Annotated in this window: 19 protein-coding genes and 1 tRNA gene; 17 read left to right on the plus strand and 3 right to left on the minus strand. The window is 43.3% G+C overall.

The window, feature by feature from the left end; translation table 11 throughout:
* The first annotated feature begins 2 nt into the window (after positions 1-2).
* Genes gspG through HTH_RS01320 form a run of 6 tightly spaced genes read left to right on the plus strand, consistent with a single transcriptional unit; the run spans position 3 to position 3,687 of the window.
* A complete protein-coding gene (gene gspG / locus HTH_RS01295; protein ID WP_012962905.1) occupies positions 3-404 on the plus strand; it encodes a type II secretion system major pseudopilin GspG in 402 nt (133 codons plus the stop codon).
* Positions 388-675 carry a type IV pilus modification PilV family protein gene (locus HTH_RS01300; RefSeq protein ID WP_012962906.1) on the plus strand — a complete coding sequence of 96 codons (288 nt, stop codon included), beginning with the start codon at positions 388-390 and terminating at the stop codon, positions 673-675. The genes gspG and HTH_RS01300 overlap by 17 nt, the downstream gene beginning before the upstream one ends.
* On the plus strand, positions 659-1,159 hold the full coding sequence (locus HTH_RS01305; protein ID WP_014462541.1) for a prepilin-type N-terminal cleavage/methylation domain-containing protein: 501 nt from the start codon (positions 659-661) through the stop codon (positions 1,157-1,159). The genes HTH_RS01300 and HTH_RS01305 overlap by 17 nt, the downstream gene beginning before the upstream one ends.
* Entirely contained in the window at positions 1,156-1,872 is a 717-nt protein-coding gene (locus tag HTH_RS01310) for a hypothetical protein (protein ID WP_012962908.1), read from the plus strand. Before HTH_RS01305 ends, HTH_RS01310 begins: the two co-directional genes overlap by 4 nt.
* 8 nt (positions 1,873-1,880) lie before the next feature.
* Positions 1,881-2,822, plus strand: a complete 942-nt coding sequence (locus HTH_RS01315; RefSeq protein WP_012962909.1) for a DNA double-strand break repair nuclease NurA — start codon at positions 1,881-1,883, stop codon at positions 2,820-2,822.
* The gene (locus HTH_RS01320; RefSeq protein WP_012962910.1) at positions 2,815-3,687 is read left to right on the plus strand and encodes an AEC family transporter; all 873 of its coding nucleotides are present in this window, start codon (positions 2,815-2,817) and stop codon (positions 3,685-3,687) included. Before HTH_RS01315 ends, HTH_RS01320 begins: the two co-directional genes overlap by 8 nt.
* Here the strand turns inward: HTH_RS01320 and HTH_RS01325 are convergent.
* Entirely contained in the window at positions 3,644-4,606 is a 963-nt protein-coding gene (locus HTH_RS01325) for a UDP-glucuronic acid decarboxylase family protein (RefSeq protein WP_012962911.1), read from the minus strand. The genes HTH_RS01320 and HTH_RS01325 overlap by 44 nt on opposite strands.
* 31 nt (positions 4,607-4,637) lie before the next feature.
* Here HTH_RS01325 and HTH_RS01330 point away from each other — a divergent pair.
* From HTH_RS01330 to HTH_RS01340, 3 genes are all read left to right on the plus strand, one after another.
* Positions 4,638-4,712, plus strand: a tRNA-Val gene (locus HTH_RS01330).
* A 16-nt stretch (positions 4,713-4,728) separates the two neighbouring features.
* Positions 4,729-5,679, plus strand: coding sequence for an acetyl-CoA carboxylase carboxyltransferase subunit alpha (locus HTH_RS01335; protein ID WP_012962912.1), 951 nt, complete (start codon positions 4,729-4,731; stop codon positions 5,677-5,679).
* Complete coding sequence (locus HTH_RS01340) at positions 5,676-7,709, plus strand: DUF3536 domain-containing protein (protein ID WP_012962913.1); 2,034 nt, start codon at positions 5,676-5,678, stop codon at positions 7,707-7,709. Before HTH_RS01335 ends, HTH_RS01340 begins: the two co-directional genes overlap by 4 nt.
* Here HTH_RS01340 and secA read toward each other — a convergent pair.
* Complete coding sequence (secA, locus tag HTH_RS01345) at positions 7,692-10,487, minus strand: preprotein translocase subunit SecA (protein ID WP_012962914.1); 2,796 nt, start codon at positions 10,485-10,487, stop codon at positions 7,692-7,694. The genes HTH_RS01340 and secA overlap by 18 nt on opposite strands.
* A 98-nt stretch (positions 10,488-10,585) precedes the next feature.
* Complete coding sequence (locus tag HTH_RS01350) at positions 10,586-10,981, minus strand: hypothetical protein (RefSeq protein ID WP_012962915.1); 396 nt, start codon at positions 10,979-10,981, stop codon at positions 10,586-10,588.
* Between the two features lie 252 nt (positions 10,982-11,233).
* On the opposite strand from HTH_RS01350, the gene wecB reads away from it, so the two are divergent.
* From wecB to pdxJ, 8 genes are read left to right on the plus strand one after another with little or no spacing between them, the layout of a single operon-like run.
* Positions 11,234-12,448: a non-hydrolyzing UDP-N-acetylglucosamine 2-epimerase gene (gene wecB / locus HTH_RS01355; RefSeq protein WP_012962916.1), complete on the plus strand. Its 1,215-nt coding sequence runs from the start codon at positions 11,234-11,236 to the stop codon at positions 12,446-12,448.
* Positions 12,405-13,181 (plus strand): YaiO family outer membrane beta-barrel protein, encoded by a 777-nt coding sequence (locus tag HTH_RS01360; RefSeq protein WP_012962917.1) that lies wholly within the window; start codon positions 12,405-12,407, stop codon positions 13,179-13,181. The genes wecB and HTH_RS01360 overlap by 44 nt, the downstream gene beginning before the upstream one ends.
* On the plus strand, positions 13,132-13,944 hold the full coding sequence (locus HTH_RS01365; RefSeq protein WP_012962918.1) for a hypothetical protein: 813 nt from the start codon (positions 13,132-13,134) through the stop codon (positions 13,942-13,944). Before HTH_RS01360 ends, HTH_RS01365 begins: the two co-directional genes overlap by 50 nt.
* Positions 13,932-15,194, plus strand: coding sequence for a glycosyltransferase (locus HTH_RS01370; RefSeq protein WP_012962919.1), 1,263 nt, complete (start codon positions 13,932-13,934; stop codon positions 15,192-15,194). Before HTH_RS01365 ends, HTH_RS01370 begins: the two co-directional genes overlap by 13 nt.
* Positions 15,187-16,122 (plus strand): hypothetical protein, encoded by a 936-nt coding sequence (locus HTH_RS01375; RefSeq protein WP_012962920.1) that lies wholly within the window; start codon positions 15,187-15,189, stop codon positions 16,120-16,122. The genes HTH_RS01370 and HTH_RS01375 overlap by 8 nt, the downstream gene beginning before the upstream one ends.
* Positions 16,119-17,933, plus strand: a complete 1,815-nt coding sequence (locus HTH_RS01380) for a polysaccharide deacetylase family protein (protein WP_012962921.1) — start codon at positions 16,119-16,121, stop codon at positions 17,931-17,933. Before HTH_RS01375 ends, HTH_RS01380 begins: the two co-directional genes overlap by 4 nt.
* 9 nt (positions 17,934-17,942) lie before the next feature.
* Positions 17,943-18,743: a hypothetical protein gene (locus tag HTH_RS01385; RefSeq protein ID WP_012962922.1), complete on the plus strand. Its 801-nt coding sequence runs from the start codon at positions 17,943-17,945 to the stop codon at positions 18,741-18,743.
* A 24-nt stretch (positions 18,744-18,767) separates the two neighbouring features.
* On the plus strand, positions 18,768-19,496 hold the full coding sequence (gene pdxJ, locus HTH_RS01390; protein WP_012962923.1) for a pyridoxine 5'-phosphate synthase: 729 nt from the start codon (positions 18,768-18,770) through the stop codon (positions 19,494-19,496).
* Positions 19,497-19,514 lie beyond the last annotated feature (18 nt).

The raw sequence follows: 19,514 nt of genomic DNA on the forward strand, positions 1-19,514 counted from the left end.
TCATGAAGAGAGGTTTTACCCTCATAGAGCTTCTGGTAGTTATCATAATTTTGGGTCTTCTTGCCGCCATAGTGGTACCAAGGATAACGGGAAGAGTTGAAGAAGCCAAGATAGAAACTACAAAGGTGCAGATGAAAGCCATAAAGGATGCCCTTGAGCAGTACAAACTGGATAACGGCTTTTACCCCACAACGGAGCAGGGATTGAAAGCTCTCGTGGAAAAGCCCTCAACACCACCCATACCACCAAGATGGAGGCAGTACCTGGATAAACTGCCCAAAGATGGCTGGGACAGAGACTTTATATACATCTCACCGGGCGTAGGTCATCCTTACGAACTGAGGTCTTTGGGTCCTGATGGTAAAGATGGTACGGAAGATGATATAGATGTGTGGAAGCTCTAAAGGCTTTACTTTATTGGAAGTTCTTGTGGCAAGCGCTCTTTTGGCTCTTTTTTTTGGTGTGCTTTTTGAACTAATTTCCAAAGCTCGCAGAGACTATTACTATTCGGTGAGTCTTTATGAAGATATCATCACTCTCACCAACAGGCTAACTCTAAACCAGATGGAAGGGCTTGGTGTGGAGGAAGAGACGCTAAGAGACTATCCTATCATAAAAGAGTTTACTTACACTTATGGTAAGGCAAAAATTTACATCTATGCTCCTAAAAAGTAAAAAAGGTTTTACCCTGTTAGAAGTCCTGCTGGTTTTGGTTCTGATAAGCCTTCTATTTGGCACTCTCTCTTATACCTACTACTCAGCTCTTAATAGCTCTCTGGATTTAGCCCGCGACAGTCAAAAGCTGAGGCAGGAAGCGTATCTTCTTTGGAACCTTAAGCGTAAAGTCGTATCCGCAAAGATACTTCACATGGAGAAGGATAGGCTCTTTATGATCACATCAGCCGGGGACTACTACGAGGGGATGGTAAAATGTGCTTACATATACAAAGATGGGGTCCTTTATTACTACGAATTTCCCTATCCTTATGGAGATATAAAGTTTTATGAAGAGGATAAGCTAATAAAGTTGGGGAAGTTCAACGCCTTCTCTTTTAGAGCTTACGCAGGAGGAAACTTCTATGACACCTTTGATGGCATTCCTGAGCTTTTGTATGTGAAATTAGATACAAGGCAATTGGTGATAAAATTATTATCATGACGAGGGTTGCTTGGAGCATAACGCATCAGGAGTTTACTATAACAGATTACTACTACTTTTCTAAGCTAAGCAGAGAAGCGCAAAAAGCCGGCATACTCATAGAGGAGGTGGATAGCTGGGACAGGTTAAAGGATTACGACACCATAGTCTTTAACTATCCAGAGATACCCTTCACAGAAAGAGAGGTGCAAGACATAGAAAGGCTTGTGTGGGAAGATGGTAAAAAGGTCATTCTTTTGGGGTACTACAAGAACGAGGATCGCATAGCTGACACTTGCAACACTCTTGCAAAGCGCTTTGGCATGGAGCTAAACGGTGATGAGGTTACAGATGAGGTAAACAATCACCAAGGTGATGCTTACTTTGTTGTCACATCCAAGCTCAGAAGATATACAAAGAACGAGAAAAATGAGGTGACGGTGAATAAAATTCTCCTTCCTTGCACTGCATCTATAAAACCTCTGATGCCAGACATAAAGGTGGTGGCTCGTGCCGAAGACACTGCCAGGTCCAATCAGGATAACTACACACTTTTGATAGCTGAGCAGATAGCACCTACCAGCGGTGGATACTTTTGTCTTGCCGGAACCTGTGTCTTTTGGGACAACTATTCCATAGAGCTTTATGACAACTTAGCCTTTTCTCTAAACCTTCTCAGACACAAGACACCACTAAAAACGGTGGGTGGAAAGCCGGTGGTCTTTGGTTTGTGAGGAAAAAGATGTTGTGGGGAAGATACAGAGTATCTCTTAAGCCTTGGGAGCTTCCCGATGTGGACCTTTTGGAATACGAGGAGTCAGAGGGGTTGGTAGATTTAGCGGAAGAACCAAAACCTTACGATGGAGAGCCTTTGCAGGAAGGCATAACTGTCGCTTTCGTGGATGGTGTGAGAAGAACCGAATATGCCATGTATCTTATAGATGATAGCGGGTCAAGCTACGAGGGAGCTTTTGCATCTCTTGGTGCCGGTGCGGTACTTATAGAGCTTGGTAAGCTCAATCTGGTGAAAGAATCTATGCTTCATTCTATTGTCAAAAGGTACCTGGTGGTAAGGGGAGAGCTCCAAGGGATTCCCCAAAAAAGCATTGGATTTGAAATGCGCACTACTTATGAGGATGTTTCCAAGGAAATAAACAGGATCATGAGGGAAGAGCTTGAGGTGCGTGTGGCAAGAAAGCTTGCCCAACAGGTAAATCCTACCCTTTTGATATGCGATGGAACACTCAGCAACAGACTAAGAGGAACCACCTGCGTAGGCTATATAAAAACCATAAAAAAGCTTTTCATAAGAAGAGATGAAGCTAACTTACTTGCCCATTTAAAGCGGGGTCAGAGAACACCCATAATAAAACTGCACTATCAGCATAAGCAGGAACAGAAGGAAAAGGTGGAAAAGTATACATGGTATGTAAAGCTAACAGATGCGGAAGGTGTGGGCTCTCTTGCAAGACTTGAGGTTTTTGAGAATGTGGGTCTAAGTATGGCAAAGCGCATTGCCAATATGACTGCAGGCATCCTCCCTATGCTCGTAAGCACTACTTTTCAGGACAAAAGGTCTCCTCAAAATCTCTTACCTATAAAGAGCCTTGAAAACTTCTTGAGAAGGCACTTGGGGTCTTATTCCATAGTCAGAAGAGAGATAGAGCAGCTTATTTATGCTTGAGGTTCTTCTGATAGTTGCCTCAGGTTATCTATTAAGAAAGATAGGCGTATTCAAAAAAGAGGATGCAAGGGTTTTTATCAATTATGTAATTTATCTGGCGCTGCCTGTGGTGAGCTTTAGGTCAGCGCACAGCCTGGGCATTTCAAAAAGTGTAATTTTTGTGGTTCTTCTTGCCTGGATAGCCATTATCTTCTGTTTGGTAGTGTCCTTCATCTTGGGTAAGGTGCTTAGGCTAAAAGGCAGTGATTTGAGAACTTTCTTACTGGTATCCTCTTTTGGAAACACCGCTTTTTTGGGATATCCCTATGCACTTTCTTTCTTTGGTCAGGAGGGGCTAAGGTACGCAGTCATATACGACAGCCTGGGTTCTTTTCTTTTGGTTTCCACTGTAGGCTTTCTTATATCAAGGGGAAGCGTTAACCTCAAGGAGCTTTTCACCTTCCCTCCTTTTATAGGTCTCGTGCTGGGCTTTTCACTAAGAAGCTATAACTTTGATACAGCCTTGAAGGGAGCGTTAGATACTCTTGCCTTTTCTCTCTCACCAGTCATCCTGTTTGCCCTGGGTCTTTCTGTGAGTTTTGTAGGCATCAAAAGATACCTGAGCATAAGTCTCTTTGCTCTCTTTATAAAAATGGTCGTATCCTTCTTGATAACTTATCAGGTGGCTAAGGCGCTAAAAATGGAGCCTCTTGCCTTTAAGATTTCCCTTCTGGAGTCCAGCATGCCCAGTATGATGATGTCTGGTGTCTTGGCTCTCAAATACGGACTCAATCATGAGCTTGCTTTTGCAAGCATAGGTCTTGGCTTGCTTTTCAGCTTTGTTATAGTTCCCCTTCTCTTTCACCTTTTCTTAGCATCTGTTTAAACCAGTTTATGGTTATCTTGAGCCCATCCTTTAAGCTAACCTTTGGCTCCCAAGAGAGAAGCTCCTTGGCTTTTTTTATGTCTGGACAGCGCCTTTTGGGATCGTCAGCGGGAAGTGACCTGAAAACTATCTTTGAAGAACTTCCTGTCAGCTCAAGTATCAGCTTTGCTACATCTATTATGCTAACTTCCTGTGGGTTTCCAAGGTTTATAATCTCTCCCGATAGTCCATCTTCTGTTGATAGCCTGAATATGCCTTCTACAAGGTCGTCAATATAGCAAAAGCTTCTGGTTTGCTTTCCGTCTCCGTAAACAGTCAGAGGCTCACCTTTTAGCGCTTGGGTTATAAAGTTGGGTATCACCCTTCCATCGTTTATCCTCATACGAGGTCCGTAAGTGTTGAATATCCTTGCTATCCTTACATCAATACTGTGTTCTCTGTGGTAAGCCATGCACATAGCTTCAGAAAACCTCTTTGATTCGTCGTAAACGCTTCTTGGTCCAACAGGGTTCACATATCCCCAATAAGTCTCTGGTTGAGGGTGGATGGTAGGATCTCCGTAAACTTCTGATGTGGAGGCAAATACATACCTTGCCCTTTTGAGCTTGGCAAGCCCAAGGGTGTTTAGAGTTCCCAAAGAATCCACCTTCATGGTGTGAATAGGATGAGAGAGGTAATCTATAGGTGATGCAGGACAGGCAAAGTGAAGCACCAGGTCTACAGGACCCTCCAAGTATATGTAGTTTATGACATTGTAATGTATGAACTTAAACTTGGGATGACCAAAGAGGTGTGCTATATTGTCGGGTGAGCCTGTGATAAAGTTATCCATACCTATGACTTGAAAGCCCTCTTTTAGAAATCTTTCGCACAGATGAGAGCCTATGAATCCCGCAGCACCCGTTATAAGCACGCGCACATAGATTATTATATGATATAATTCCAACTAAAGGCGCGTAGCTCAGAGGGAGAGCGCTGGCCCGACACGCCAGAGGTCGGCGGTTCGAGTCCGCCCGCGCCTACCATGGTATAATCTTACATATGCCTCTTGAGTTTGAAAAGGAGCATCTGGAACTGTATCAAAAGATAGACCAGCTAAGGCGTCTCTACCAGCTTGGAGAAAAAGATAAAGAGGCAGAGTTGAGAAAACTCCAGAGAGAATTCAGAAAAAATGCAAAGGAATTGTATAAAAAGCTGGACCCTTGGAGCAGGGTGCTAATAGCCAGACATCCTCACAGACCACACACGGTAGATTACATAAGCCTCATCTTCAGAGATTTTACGGAGCTTCACGGAGACAGATGCTTTGGTGATGATAGGTCCATAGTAGCGGGCTTTGCTTACCTGGATAATATGCCGGTTGCCATCATAGGTCATGAGAAGGGAAGAAGCACCAAAGAAAAGATGGATAGAAACTTTGGCATGCCACACCCCGAAGGCTACAGGAAGGCTATCAGAGTAGCCAAGCTGGCGGAAAAGTACCGTATGCCTGTGATAACCTTTGTTGACACACCGGGAGCCTACCCTGGCATAGGTGCGGAAGAGAGAGGTCAATCGGAAGCCATAGCTCGTAGCCTATACACCTTTGGATACTTAAAAGTGCCTTCAATAGCTGTAGTTATAGGAGAGGGGGGTTCTGGAGGTGCGCTTGCTCTGGCAGTTGCTAACAGGATTCTTATGCTGGAAAATGCCATCTATTCGGTAATATCACCTGAAGGATGCGCTGCCATACTGTGGAAGGACCAGTCAAAAGTCAAAGAGGCTTCAGCAGCTCTCAAACTTACGGCTCATGACCTTTTAAAGTTGGGTGTTATAGACTACATAGTCCCAGAGCCTCTGGGAGCTTCCCACATAGATCCCAAAAGAAGCGCCAGAGTTCTAAAATACTTTCTGAGAAGATGCCTGAAAGAGCTGATAAATAGAAGTCCCGAAGAGATCCTCAGCGAAAGAATCAAGAAGTTTGAAAGGATGGGGGACTTTTTGGAAAAATGAATACTTTTGTAATTCACGGACACTTTTACCAGCCTTACAGAGCAAACCCTTATGTGGGTGATGTTATGATAGAAGATACAGCATACCCTTATGAAAACTGGAACGAACGCATATACAGAGAGTGTTATCTTCCCAACGCTTACGCCCACCTTAGAGTAGACACAAAGGTAAAAGCCATAATAAACAACTATACGAAAATGAGCTTTAACTTTGGCTGGCCACTTTTAGACTGGATGGAAAAGAACCATCCTGAGCTTCTGGATAAGATAAGAGAGGGTGCTGAAAATGCAATAGCCACATCCTTTAATCACACCATACTTCCCCTTGACCCCCAGGAGGACAAGGAGATCCAGCTCTTTTGGGGCATAAGAGCCTTTGAGAAGTTCTTTGGCAGAAGACCAACAGGCTTTTGGCTTCCGGAGCTTGCCATTGACAAGCAAATAGTCCATATGCTTATAAAGTATGGAATAAAGTATATCCTTTTAGCACCGCATCAAACGAAGGCAAGGGGCAGTTTTTTGAGATACTATGTGCAGGACGGTCATCTTGACATTTTTGTTTATAATGGTGAGCTCTCTCAAGGTATTGCCTTTGGTGATCTTTTGAGCGATGCCAAATCTCTTCTTGAGACCCTCAGGAGCAGAAGGGGACTTACCATCATAGCAGCTGATGGCGAAACCTTTGGACATCACAAGAAGTTTGGTGAGATGGGTCTTGCATACATGTTTGCCAACTCTTCCGAGTTTAAAAGTTTAGAAGCATACTACAAAGAAAATATGCCTAAGCTCTCCACAGACATAAACTGGAACACATCCTGGAGCTGTCCACACGGCGTGGAGAGGTGGAGAAGCGATTGCGGATGCTCCACAGGAGGCTTGCCTGGCTGGCACCAAAAATGGAGAAAACCCCTAAGAGATGGGCTTGAAGCTGTAAGGTCAAGAATAAAGGAGATTGTTTATAATAAGCTGGAGGAATACTTTTTTGATGTACATGGGGCAATTTTGGGCTTTGTGGATGTTATTCTTGGAGCTTCCAAAGATGAGTACTTTTCCAAGTATCTGAAGAGGGATATAAACAAGGAGGAAAAGGTAAAGATATTAAAACTTTTGAATGCTATAAAGTATATTCAACTTGCTTTTTCTTCGGACGGTTGGTTTTTTGCAGAAATATCAGGTATAGAGCCTGTAAAAAATTTGCTCTTTGCCAAAAGAGCCATTGAGCTCATAGAAGATAGCTCCATAGAAAGGACGCTTCTGAGATACCTGGAAGAAGCTCCCAGCAACATACAAGCTTACGGCAATGGCTTGGGGGTTTGGAAGAACTTGGTGCTTACGCAAGTTTATTCTCCGCAGACCATCTCCAGAACTGCTCTAATTTTGCACATTTCTGAGCTAAAGGATAAAAAAGACAGGCTGGGCAAGTGGGAGTTTGAGGTTTTAGAAGAGAGCAAGATAAGACTCATAGACACGGAAACGGAGGAGGAGCTCTCTTTTGAGGAAGACCTTACTTCCTTTGATGTGTCAATGCTTCCTTCTCTGTATGCCAAGCACATCTTTGAAAAGTGGGCTATGGACTACATGAAAGAAGAGGAGGAGTTTTTAAAAGATTACGAATTTCTCTTGGAGGATATGGTGCTTCACTCAAAATCTCTAAGGTTCCGCACCGCTCAGTATATGAGGGAGAAACTACGGCTACTTTTAAAATCCAAACTCTTGATCCTCATAAAAGAAAAAGCTTCCACAGATAAAATAAAGGAGATACTTACAAAAGCTGACACTCTCTCGGTGGATGTAAGAGACGAGCACTTGGCGCAGGAGCTTACCAGCTATGTGGTGGATAAAGCCATAAAGGCTGGTGATGAAGAACTTCTAAGGCTCCTTGAATTTGCCAGAGAGTATAACCTCTCTGTGGTAAGATACGAGCTTGCCATTGACCTCTGGCAGGTGCAAAACATAGTTTGGGAAAGAAGACAGGCGATAAAAAACAACAGAATATTTGAACTTCTCAATATCCTACCTTTTTCTTCTTGACTGGAGTCTCTCTTTGAGAGTTTTTCTCCTGGGACCCTTCTGGTCAGATTTTCCTTCAACACCGCTGAAAACCGCCTGTTTTAGAAGGCTCTCCATCTGCTGCTCTTCCCTCTGGACTTCTTGCTCTAGCTCCTCCTGAGACCTTATCTCCACCTTCATGAGGTCAAAGATGGCACGCTCCTTGAAGTTTAGCATCATGTTCTCAAACAGGTAGAAGGCTTCCTTTTTATACTCCACAAGTGGGTCTTTGGAAGCATAGCCTCTCAGGTATATGCCCTCTCTCAGCCTATCAAGTATGTGTAAATGCTCTCTCCACAGGTGGTCAAGGTTGTTAAGCAGAACCACCTTTGTTACTTCCAAGAAAAGGTCTTTGCCCAAGCTTTCTTCCTTTTCTGCATACATTTCCTTTATTGTTTGAGTGAGCTTTTCTACAAGCTCTTCCTTGTCTCTGGCCTGCGGTACTTCTACGTCTCTGCCTGTGAGTTCCTTAAGATAGTCTGCAAGCGGTTTTGTGTCCCAAAGCTCCGGCTCGTCCTCCACAAGCAAAGCGTGTAGTCTCTCTTCAATTACATCCCTTATAAACTCCTCCACATACTCTTTGAGCCATTTGCCTTCCAAAATGTCCCTTCTTATCCCATAAACTGTGAGTCTCTGTGTGTTCATAACATTGTCGTACTCAAGGAGTCTCTTTCTTATCTGGAAATTCTGTGCCTCAACCCTCTTTTGCGCGTTCTGTATGGCTTTTGTGACCATCCTGCTCTCTATGGGCTCTCCTTCTGGGATCCTGAGAAACTCCATCATCTTCTTTACTCTGTCACCTCCGAAGATGCGCATAAGGTCATCCTCAAGGGAGAGTACAAATCTTGTCTCTCCGGGATCTCCCTGTCTTCCTGCCCTTCCTCTGAGCTGATTGTCTATCCTACGAGATTCGTGCCTTTCTGTACCTATCACTAAAAGTCCACCAAGCTGCACCACCTTCTCCTTTTCTTCTTGAGTTATTCTGTATGCTTCTTCAAGGGCTTGTTTCCACTCCTCTTGGGTGGCAGTCTCCAATGTCTTTCCCCTCTTTGTTAGGATCTCCTTGGCTAAATATTCTGGATTACCTCCCAAGAGTATGTCTGTACCTCTTCCAGCCATATTGGTGGATATGGTCACCGCCCCAAGCCTCCCTGCCTGCGCTATGATTTCTGCTTCCTTTTCGTGATGTTTGGCATTTAAAACATTGTGAGGTATGCCTGCTTTTTTGAGAAGCTGAGAAAGATGCTCCGAATCCTCTATGGACACTGTACCTACCAGAATAGGTCTTCCCTTCTGGTGCTCCCTCTTTATGTAATCCACCACCGCCTGCCACTTTTCTTGTTTAGTCTTATAAACCAGGTCCGGATGGTCATACCTCCTTACTGGCTTGTGGGTTGGTACTACCACCACATCAAGTCCGTATATTTCCTTAAACTCAAGGGCTTCCGTTTCTGCTGTGCCTGTCATACCCGAAAGTTTTCTGTAAAGCTTAAAGTAGTTTTGAAAGGTGATGCTTGCCAGTGTCTGGTTTTCCTGCTGAATGGGTACACCCTCCTTTACCTCAATAGCCTGATGAAGCCCATCGCTCCACCTTCTACCCGGTAGAACTCTGCCGGTGAATTCATCCACTATGAGCACTTCTGAATCCTTAACAATATAATGAACATCCCTTTTGAAAAGCTGATGCGCCCTGAGTGCCTGATTTACAGCGTGAAGAAGGTCTATGTTTTTAACATCGTAAAGATTTTCAATACCCAAAAACTCTTCTACCTTTTTTATACCTTGCTCTGTAAGTAATACAGTTCTGTTTTTTTCGTCCACCGTAAAGTCTTCGTCCTTTTTGAGTTTTCTTACCACTTCATCCGCCTTATAGTAAGCGGATGTATCCATCTGAGAGGGACCCGATATGATAAGGGGAGTTCTCGCCTCGTCTATGAGTATAGAATCTACCTCGTCCACTATGGCAAAGTTGTGCCCCTTCACCTGAACTATGTCTTCCAGAGACACCGCCATGTTGTCCCGCAGGTAGTCAAAGCCAAACTCGTTGTTGGTACCGTATGTTATGTGAGCTTGATAGGCTTGTTTTCTGTCACACAGCTCAAGCTTTGTAAAGAAGGCTTTTTTTGCCTTTGTGTCTATAAGATGGGAGGGGAGAATCTCTTCAAAATATCCTTTTGGCCACACACGAAGGTCCTCTTCTATAGCCTCCTTAACCACCTCCTCATCCACCCACTCTACCCTGTAAGAGGAGTAGTCAGAATTTATTACACCCACATCAAGCCCAAGAAACTTGTATATGGGACCCATCCACTGGGCATCCCTTCTTGCAAGGTAATCATTTACGGTGACAACATGCACACCCTCATTTGTTAGAGCATTTACATAAACTGCCGATGTAGCCACCAGCGTTTTCCCTTCTCCCGTCTTCATCTCCGCAATCTTTCCCTGATGAAGCACCAGACCACCTATCATTTGAACATCAAAGAACCTAAGCCCTATAGTCCTTTTACCCGCTTCTCTAACCAAGGCAAAGGCTAAAAGCACCTCCTCTGTTATATCCCCCCTCATTATCCTTTCCTTTAAAGACTCATCACCCATTACCTTAAGGTGAAGTTCCTTAGAAAGCTCAATAAGTTCCCTGTTGGTGAGGGCATCAAGCTCCATCTCCTTTTCTGCTATCTTCTTAACATACCCTCTTAACCTTTTTACTTCCCTTTCGTTTTTTGTGCCTATGAGCTTTTTGATGATCCAGTCTATCATAACTTTATAATATAGCACAGATGGGGGGATAAAGTGAGTAGAGATGGGAGTCAATATAAACGGCAGTTTTTATACCTACTGAATACTCCGTGAATATGCTATTCCTTTTTCAAAATGACTATATATTCGTGGCTCATAGTTGTATCTGTTATTCCAGCTATATTACTCGGACTATTTCTTTTGGGCATCCTTTTATTTGGGATTTCTCTTATTACAGTTTTTATATGTGAAAATCCATTTCTCTCAAAGAATTTTACAGTTATTTCATCGTTTGGTATTTCAATCCCTTTTACTTTCCTGTTGCCAACTACATAAGCTACGATACCATTTCTTTTAATCACTTTAGAAACGTTGTTTATTGATTTTTCATAGTCCATATAAAAGGATAATACATCGTATGCTCTATTTTTGTCTATATCTGCAATTCGTGATAATACTTCATCAAGAAGTTTAATGCCGAAATTTTTAATCTCTTTTTTTCTTATCCCGCCCATACATCTTTTGTCAACTTCGTTGAGTTCTTCAAGTCCAAGCCATTGGTTGCTTATCTGATTGTTTTAATTTCTACTCTACCCCCTATATCTGGAATTGGAATATTATTCTCTCTAACGCCGAAAAGCATTTCAAATGAACCCTTTGTCCCTTATTGTCCTCAGTTTATTTATTACTTCCTCCAGTTTCATTACCGCGGTTTCTGGAAACTATAAGATAGATTATAATATAGCGCAGCCAGGGAGATAAAAATAATGAACAGTAAACTACCAAAGGTGATGGTCATCCTCGGCACCAGACCTGAGGCAGTAAAGCTCGCGCCGGTGGTGCTAGCGCTGAAAAAGATGGGTTTTAATGTAAAGGTGGTAGCTACCGGTCAGCACACGGAGATGCTTATGCAGGTGATAGATTTTTTTGGTATGGAGGCTTGCCTGCTTGATTGTATGAGTGCAGACCTTCTGGAGAATACTGCCTGTATGACAAAAGCTCTCAAAAACAAGCTTCTTGAAGAAAAGCCTGATGCTGTTCTGGTTCAGGGGGATACCCTAAGCTGTTATATGGGTGCTTATAGTGCTTTCCTCAACAAATTGCCGGTTATGCACTTAGAAGCCGGACTCAGAAGCCACGACAAGTTCTCACCTTTTCCCGAAGAGCTATACAGAAAACTCACCGACTCACTATCGGATATCTTCTTTGCTCCAACACCAAAAGCAGTAGACAACCTCTTATCGGAAGGTGTGCGTAAGGACCGCATACTTCTGACAGGCAACACGGTAGTGGATGCAATGCACTTGGCACTCAAAAGGTTGGACAGAGAGAAAATAAAGGGAGAAATAGAGAACATAACTGGTAAAAAAATAGATGCTTACGAAGGGCTCGTGTTCATCACAAGCCACAGGAGGGAGAACTTTGGAAAACCCCTTGAGAACATAAGGGAAGCCATATTGGAGCTATCAAAAAGGTACAGTTCTTTGCTTTTTTTATGGTCGGTCCACAAAAACCCAGAAGTAAGAAAGGTGGTGATGGATGGTCTAAAAAGCCTGCCCGAGAACTTGAGCCTTGTAGAGCCTCTCACATACCCACAGACGGTTTATGCGCTTGAAAAATCTAAGGTGCTCATCACAGACTCTGGAGGGTTGCAGGAGGAAGCGTGCGTAGTAAAAAAACCCGTCCTTATTACAAGGAATGTGTCAGAAAGACCTGAGGTAGTAGAGGTAGGACTTGGAAAAATAGTAGGCACTGAGAAGGAAAACATAATAAAAAGCTTTGATGAGGTTTACCTGAGCTACGATAAGTTTTCAAATCTTGAGTTTGAAAATCCCTACGGAGATGGCAGAGCTTCCGAAAGGATAGCCGGTTTCCTTCTCTGCCCTAAGGTGATGGACTTTATACTAAATTACAGAGAGAGGTACAGGGAGGACCTGCATGAGTGTTCTGAGCGTTATTCTTACCCTGCTTTTGCTCTTTGAGACTGCGCTGGCTTACAACTTCAGGCTTGAAGTCGGTGCAGGCTATGAGTACCTGAGCCCACACAGGATTTACGGAGACTGGAAGAGCGGGTTTTTAAGGTTTTACCACAGACCTTCTAATGACTTGACTTACTTTCTTGAAGCGGATGCCTTTTCGCGAAAAAATCTTGGGGAGGCAGCCTTAGGAGCTTTTGGTCTTTACAAGGACTGGAGTCCATGGCTTTACACTTACAGCTCTTTATCCGCCGGCAGCTCTTCCTCTTACCTTCCCAAGTTCAGGCTGGACCACGAGTTTAACCTCAAGCTGGGACCTCAGAAGAACATAGTACCTTCTGTAGGCTTTACCTACATAAAGTACCACGATGTTCATAAAGACTACATCATGTATCCGGGCATCACTTACTACGGCGAAGGCTTTGTCATAACCTACAAGCACTTTTTTAACAAAAGTCAGCCTGGGTCTGTTAGCTCTTCCACAGACCTTATAAGCTTAGGAATAGGTCAGGAAGGCAAAAGCTGGACTTATCTGGATATGTATTACGGCAAGCAGGCGTATCTTGCCACATATCTAACAAGCCCAGAGGAAGTAAGACAGAAATCCCTTTACATATCTTTAAAACACATTTTATGGATAAGAAAAGACTTTGCTCTATTCGGGGGTGTGAGTTATTTTAAGCTGAAAGATGGATACGAAAAGTATGGCTTCCAGGCAGGATTCTTTAAGGACTTTTGAAGCTCAGGCAGTCCCTTACGCTCGTTTTGGAAGAGTTTTGAAGTTTAACAGAACATTATTCCTAATACAGCTACTTGTATTGACTGCATTTTTTGAGGCTGTGGTCTTGCATCTGCTGGATAAATATTTTGAAGCTCTAACGGGCATAACTCGGAGTATGTTCAAAGAAGGTCATATACTGGAGCATAGCGTAGGCTTTTTGAAGATAAAGTACTTTGCCATCTTTGGTAGATTGCCTACGGCGTTTGAATCCTTTACTTACCTGGTGCTTTCTGGAGTATTTCTTGCGTCTCTTCTCAGCAGGTTCAACCGCCTGCCAAGAAACCTCACCGCGTGGCTCATATACGTTGATATGATTTATCTTGTATCCTCCCTTTACTTTGTGCTTTTTGGAGAAAGATTTCCCTACACTGTGGCAGAGTTTGGAAAGCTTTACTTTCTTCAGCAGATGGGGGTTTTTCTCCTCATACCGGTTCTTCTTGGTATGACGCTGTCCGTATACACCTTTGGTTTTGTAAATTTTATGTTGAATTTTTTAACTATAGCTCTTACCCTCTTCTATGCCTTTATCTTCGGGGCAGTTCGTTATCTGGCTTTTTTATCAATACTGCAAAACTGGTCCTACATACACATGCCTGCCATGTTCTTTGTTGCCGGACCACTGCTTGACACGGTATATGTTGTCTCCTTTTACAGCCTTTGCAGCTACCTTACCGTAAAACTCCTGCACAGAAAAGAGAGCTACTACCAATGGGGGTATTGACAGTAGTACTGAAGGGGTACTTGCTGTTTCTCGTTTTTCTGCTCCTACTCTATACCACAAGGCACTATATCTTTACGCTTAACAGAGCTTTTGGCAAACAGAGGTTTTACTATCAGGATATTATGGACAGCGACCTGCCTTCGGTATCTGTCCTGGTTCCCATGCACAACGAGGAAAAAGTGGCAAGGTTTATACTTGACAGACTGGTGGTTACGGACTATCCAAGAGACAGATACGAGGTTATCCCAATAAACGACCACTCTACGGATGCTACAAAGGAAATTCTGGAGGAGTATGCCAGCAAGTATGAGTTTATAAAACCATTGCACAGATACGGAGATTTACCAAGGGGAAAACAGAACGGTTTGAATGACGCTCTGAAAGTGGCAAAAGGTGATGTGATAATCGTTTATGATGCGGACTACCTACCTTCAAGAGGGCAAATAAAAATATTAGCCAATGCTTTCAAAGACCCCGAAGTAGGGGCTGTGATGGGAAGAGTTGTATCCATCAATGCGGGCAAAAACTTGCTGACACGCCTTTTGGACATGGAGAGAGCTGGAGGATATCAGGTAGACCAGCAGGCAAGGTACAACCTGAACCTGATACCCCAGTATGGAGGAACAGTGGGAGGCTACAGAAGGTCTTTAGTTCTGCGATTTGGAGGTTTTGACCCAAACATCCTGGCGGAAGACACAGAGCTTACCTTCAAACTCTACATAAACGGATACAAGGTAGCCTATGCCAACATTGCAGAATGCTACGAAGAAGCCCCTGAGGACTGGAAAGTAAGGGCAAAGCAACTCAGAAGATGGTCAAGGGGACACAATCAGGTCATGTTCAAGTATCTCATACCCCTGTGGAAGTCAAGACACTTAAACTTTTTCCAGAAGCTTGATGGTACGCTGCTTCTCATGATATACATGCAACCTTTTCTTATACTGCTGGGTCTTTTATGCTCCCTGGTGCTTTTCTTCTTGGGGGATATGGAGATATACACTACCACACTGACACTTCTTTTTCTTTTTTCTCACAACGCTTTTGGAAACTTTGCTCCCTTCTTTCAAATAGGAATGGCTCTCGTTTTAGATGGCTCAAGAGAGAAAATACTGCTCCTGCCTTTGATGTTCTTTAGTTTTATTTTCAATCTCATATATGCATCTCTGGGATTTGTTGATGCGGTTATTGACCTCTTAACCAAAAGATCTGTAGTTTGGCAAAAGACGGAGAGGTTCAGAGAGAATGCTTGACCAAGCCCTTTTCGTGATACTTTTGTTTATTCTCCTGATGCTACTACCATTTGGCGCATCTATTTTGGAAGTTATACTTAAAAAAGACGCAAAACCCATTCACATAGACCCAGAGCGCACAAAAGAGCCTGACTACTTTGGAAAGAGCTTTATGAGGATTCTCAAAGCCGCTTTAGCATCGCTAAAGATAGACCATGAGCGGGCATCTTCGTACTTCTACGCCAAAGTCCCTATGCCAAAGGGTGAGGAGTGGGTGGGCTTTATAACCCCAGAGTTACTTCTTGAGGAAGAAGTGTCAACTGTAAGCGTCTTTTTATCGGACACCCACCTGAATGTAAAAAGAACTTTTAAAAAAGAGGTGGTAGTTTTAGGAAGGCTTCTCATAACGGAGGAGTGCTCTATGCGTAGCTTATACACGCAGGGGGATTGCATATTAAAGGCTCCCCTGCGGATAGTAAGATGGCTACATGTAGAGGGCAACCTTGGAATTGACTCTCCCGCGGACCTGGGTCAGAGTGCTTATGTAAAGGGTGATGCAGCAGTAAAGGGTAGTGTGAAGTTCAAAAGGCTTTACGCAAGAAAAGTTAGCACCTTTGCCTACGAGCAGAGAAAAACAGGCTTTAAAGAAGAGCCTATAAACATAAGTGGAACCCTGAGGGTTAAAGGAAGCCTAAACATTGATGGCACAAGCAAAAGCGTGCATATAGACGGGGACCTATTCTCAGATGGAAAAATAGAACTGCAGGGGAATGTGCATGTGAAGGGCTCTGTATTCTCTCAGAGTGATGTGGTGCTAAAGCACGGCGTAAGGATAGGTGAGGAAGGTAAGGTAAAATCTGTGGTGGCAAAGGGGAGAATACTCATAAAGGGACCTTTTGAAGCTTACGGATACTTGCATGCGGAAGGAGGTGGTTCTATAGAGCCATGAGAAGGTATGTACTTATAGTTTTAACCCTTTTACTGCTTGCTTTTTTGTTTACAGGAGTAAAGCGCTTGCTCTCACAGCTTGCTCTTGAGAGGGATAAGAGCCTTCAGGTGCTTTTAGTCTACGACAAAGATACCTACCAGGTTAGAGCTTTTAGGAGCGTTCTTGAGGAGGAGGGGGTGCCCCACAGGTTGGTGCACATTAACACCCTCATATCCACAGACCCAAAAACGCTCAGCAAAACCAAGCCCGCTCTCTTACTGCCAGACGGCAGTTTGCAGTACATACATCCGGACACTATGAGCTGGTTTAAAAAGTACCTGTCTACAGGTGGAAGCGTTTTTGTATCTTACGATGCTGGCACAAAAAACTACGCTGGAGCCTATCTGAAAGAAGCTCTCTTTACAAACTTGCTGGGTGCAAATTATGCTTTGTACGACAAGCTCAGGGGAGAGGCTTACTCTAAGGGTTATTTGAAAATTACAGACAGAAGCTTAGAAATCACCCCGGGTAAGGTGGACAGAGAAAAGAGGTTGATAACTGGATACATGTACGGCTCCTTAGAGTATCCTTATACCAAAGTTGAAATGAGGAACTCCGCAGGCAAGCTCCTGGCGGTTGTTCTGGACAGCAGGGAAAATAAGGAATACCCCGTTATGTTCTGGGAAAGATACGAGAAGGGTTATATCTTTTACTCTGCTGTGCCTCTTGGGCATTTAAAAGCTTATTCTGACGACCTTGTTCTGAGAGCAACCCTCAGGTACTTTCTTTTTAAGCTTTTAAAACTTCCGCACCTTGTCAACACGCCTAAGGGTAAGGGCGGTCTTGTGGTAAACTGGCACATAGATGCCAGTATAGACTGGAAGTCCATACCCATGATGCTGAAAGAGGGTTATTTAAGGAAGGGCATTGAGTATAGCTCACACATAACCGCTGGACCTTTTAGAGACCAACCTGGTGATGGGCTTGGTTTTGACGCCTGCGAAAAGGGTAGAGAGTATGTCAAGATGCTAATCCCTTACGGTGTTATTGGTTCGCACGGTGGATGGGCTCACAACTGGTTTTCTGAGAATGTGCTAAAAGGTAAGTTTAAAGAGAAGGAGATATATGAGTACATAAAGAAGAATAATGACTGTCTGGCATCAATAACGGGTTATAAGATAAGAGAGTACTCCGCTCCCAACGGTGTACATCCACAGCCACAGACTACAGAAGTTCTAGAAAAGCTAGGAATGGTAGCCTATTACTACACAGGAGACAGTGGTTCTTCACCCAACAGGACTTTTATAAACGGTAAGATGGTATCAGCAAAAGTTATAGCCTTTCCCATCACACCCTTTGAGAAAGCTGCCTCCCTGCACGAAATGAAAAAGCAGGGTGTTAGCGAGGAGGATGTTGCCATGTTCCTTACGAGGCTGGCAGAGTATGTGGAAAAAACCAGACAGGTGAGGCTCTTTTACTCTCATCCCTACGACATCCCGCTCTATCCAAACGCTATACTAAAGTTTTTAGACCTGGTGGAGGAGAAAGAGAGGAGCAAGAAAATTGAAGTGCATTCCATGAGCTACTTTGCGGAATTCCTTTTAAGATTTTTAAAAACAGATTATAGTTTTAGGAAAGAGGGTGATGTACTAAAGGTAAAACTCAAAAATCCAGAAGGATTAAAAGACATATCCATTGCTATACCCCGTTATTACGGAAAGGTTTTGAGTTTTCCAAAAGAAGCTGTCTTTATTTCTCAGGACGAGAACTATTACTACTTTTACCTTGCGGATAACCCTAAAGAACTTGACTTCTCTTTCAAATTTCATTAATATGAGGTTATGAAGCTTCTCCTAATAACTTTGCTTTTTATAAAACTTTCCTTTTCACACCCTGTCCTTGACATCATCAACAACCCCTACGCAGTACCTTACTTTTTAAACCTCGCCTCTATTGACCTCATTTCCGACCCATCTAACATCACAAAGGTCAAGAGTTACATGCAGTGGTATTTAAACCACCTTAATTATCCTGACAGATATGGCTTGACAGGAACTATTTATGATTACTACATAACAGAAGATTCAGAAGTTCCTCTATACACATACGATTCTGCAGATGCTTATTCTGCCACTTTCCTTTTCCTTACCTACCTTTACGCAGAAAGAACTAATGACTACCACTTCATAAGAGAAAAATTGCAAAAGTTAAAAGACATGGCTTATGTGATAGCTTATCTGCAAGATACCGATGGACTCGTAAAAGCTCTACCTTACATAAACCTCAAATATCTTGTGGATAATATAGAAGATGTCTGTGGACTTAGGGCTTTTTCATTACTGCTTTGGAAGCTAAGCGATCCCGATTGGCATTATTACTTTGTACTTTCTCATAATGTAGAAAAAGCTGTGATGAAAAATTTAATATGGCACGGACAGATAGCATGGGCTAAACTTGACAATGAGCTCTTTATTGCAGGCAATTCCGCAGTGTATCCAGACCTTTATGCCAAGGCGGTTTTTTACAGCTTTGTGGGGAAGCCTGTTCCTGATGAGTGGGTAAGCAGGTTCGACTATTTTCAGAGAATGGTAATAAGGATGGTAAAGATGTGCCGGAGGCTGGCATCAAACCCCCATCCTTAGGAATTGTATACTATACTAACCTATATGAGGTTGGGTGTAAACATAGACCATGTGGCAACCCTCAGGCAGGCAAGGAAAACCTTTGAACCGAGTCCTGTGTTTGCGGCGCTCATAGCACAGCAGGCTGGTGCTGACCAGATTACACTCCACCTTAGAGAGGACAGAAGGCACATACAGGACAGAGACTTGGAGCTTATCAAAGAGCTGGTAAACCTTCCAGTAAACCTTGAAATGGCACCCACCCAAGAGATGAGGGAGATAGCTCTGAGAGTAAAGCCAAGCAGGATCACTTTAGTTCCAGAAAGGAGGCAAGAGATAACCACAGAAGGTGGTTTGAATGTCCCTGAGATGATGGACTTTTTGAGGTCTTACCTTAAACCTTTTAAGGAAAAAAAGATAGAAGTATCGCTCTTCATCGAGCCTAATGTAGACCACGTGCGTGCATCAAAAGATGTTGGTGCGGATGCTGTGGAGTTGCATACGGGGAGATATGCAAACCTCTGGAAGGAGGGGAATAAACTTTTGATAAAAGAGGAGATAGAGAGGATCAAAAGGGCAGGTATGGAGGCAAAAAGTCTTGGGCTTAAGGTTTACGCAGGACACGGTCTTACATATCAGAATGTTGGTGAGTTTGTGACAGAGCTTAAAGGTGTTGTGGAAGAGCTAAATGTGGGGCATTCTATAATATCCAACGCCGTCATCTTTGGTCTTGAAAGAGCTGTAAAGGAATTTTTGCACTTGATAAGGGGTTAAAGGTGTGTTAGATTTAAA

The organism is Hydrogenobacter thermophilus TK-6, assembly GCF_000010785.1.
In the GTDB taxonomy this organism is placed as follows: domain Bacteria; phylum Aquificota; class Aquificia; order Aquificales; family Aquificaceae; genus Hydrogenobacter; species Hydrogenobacter thermophilus.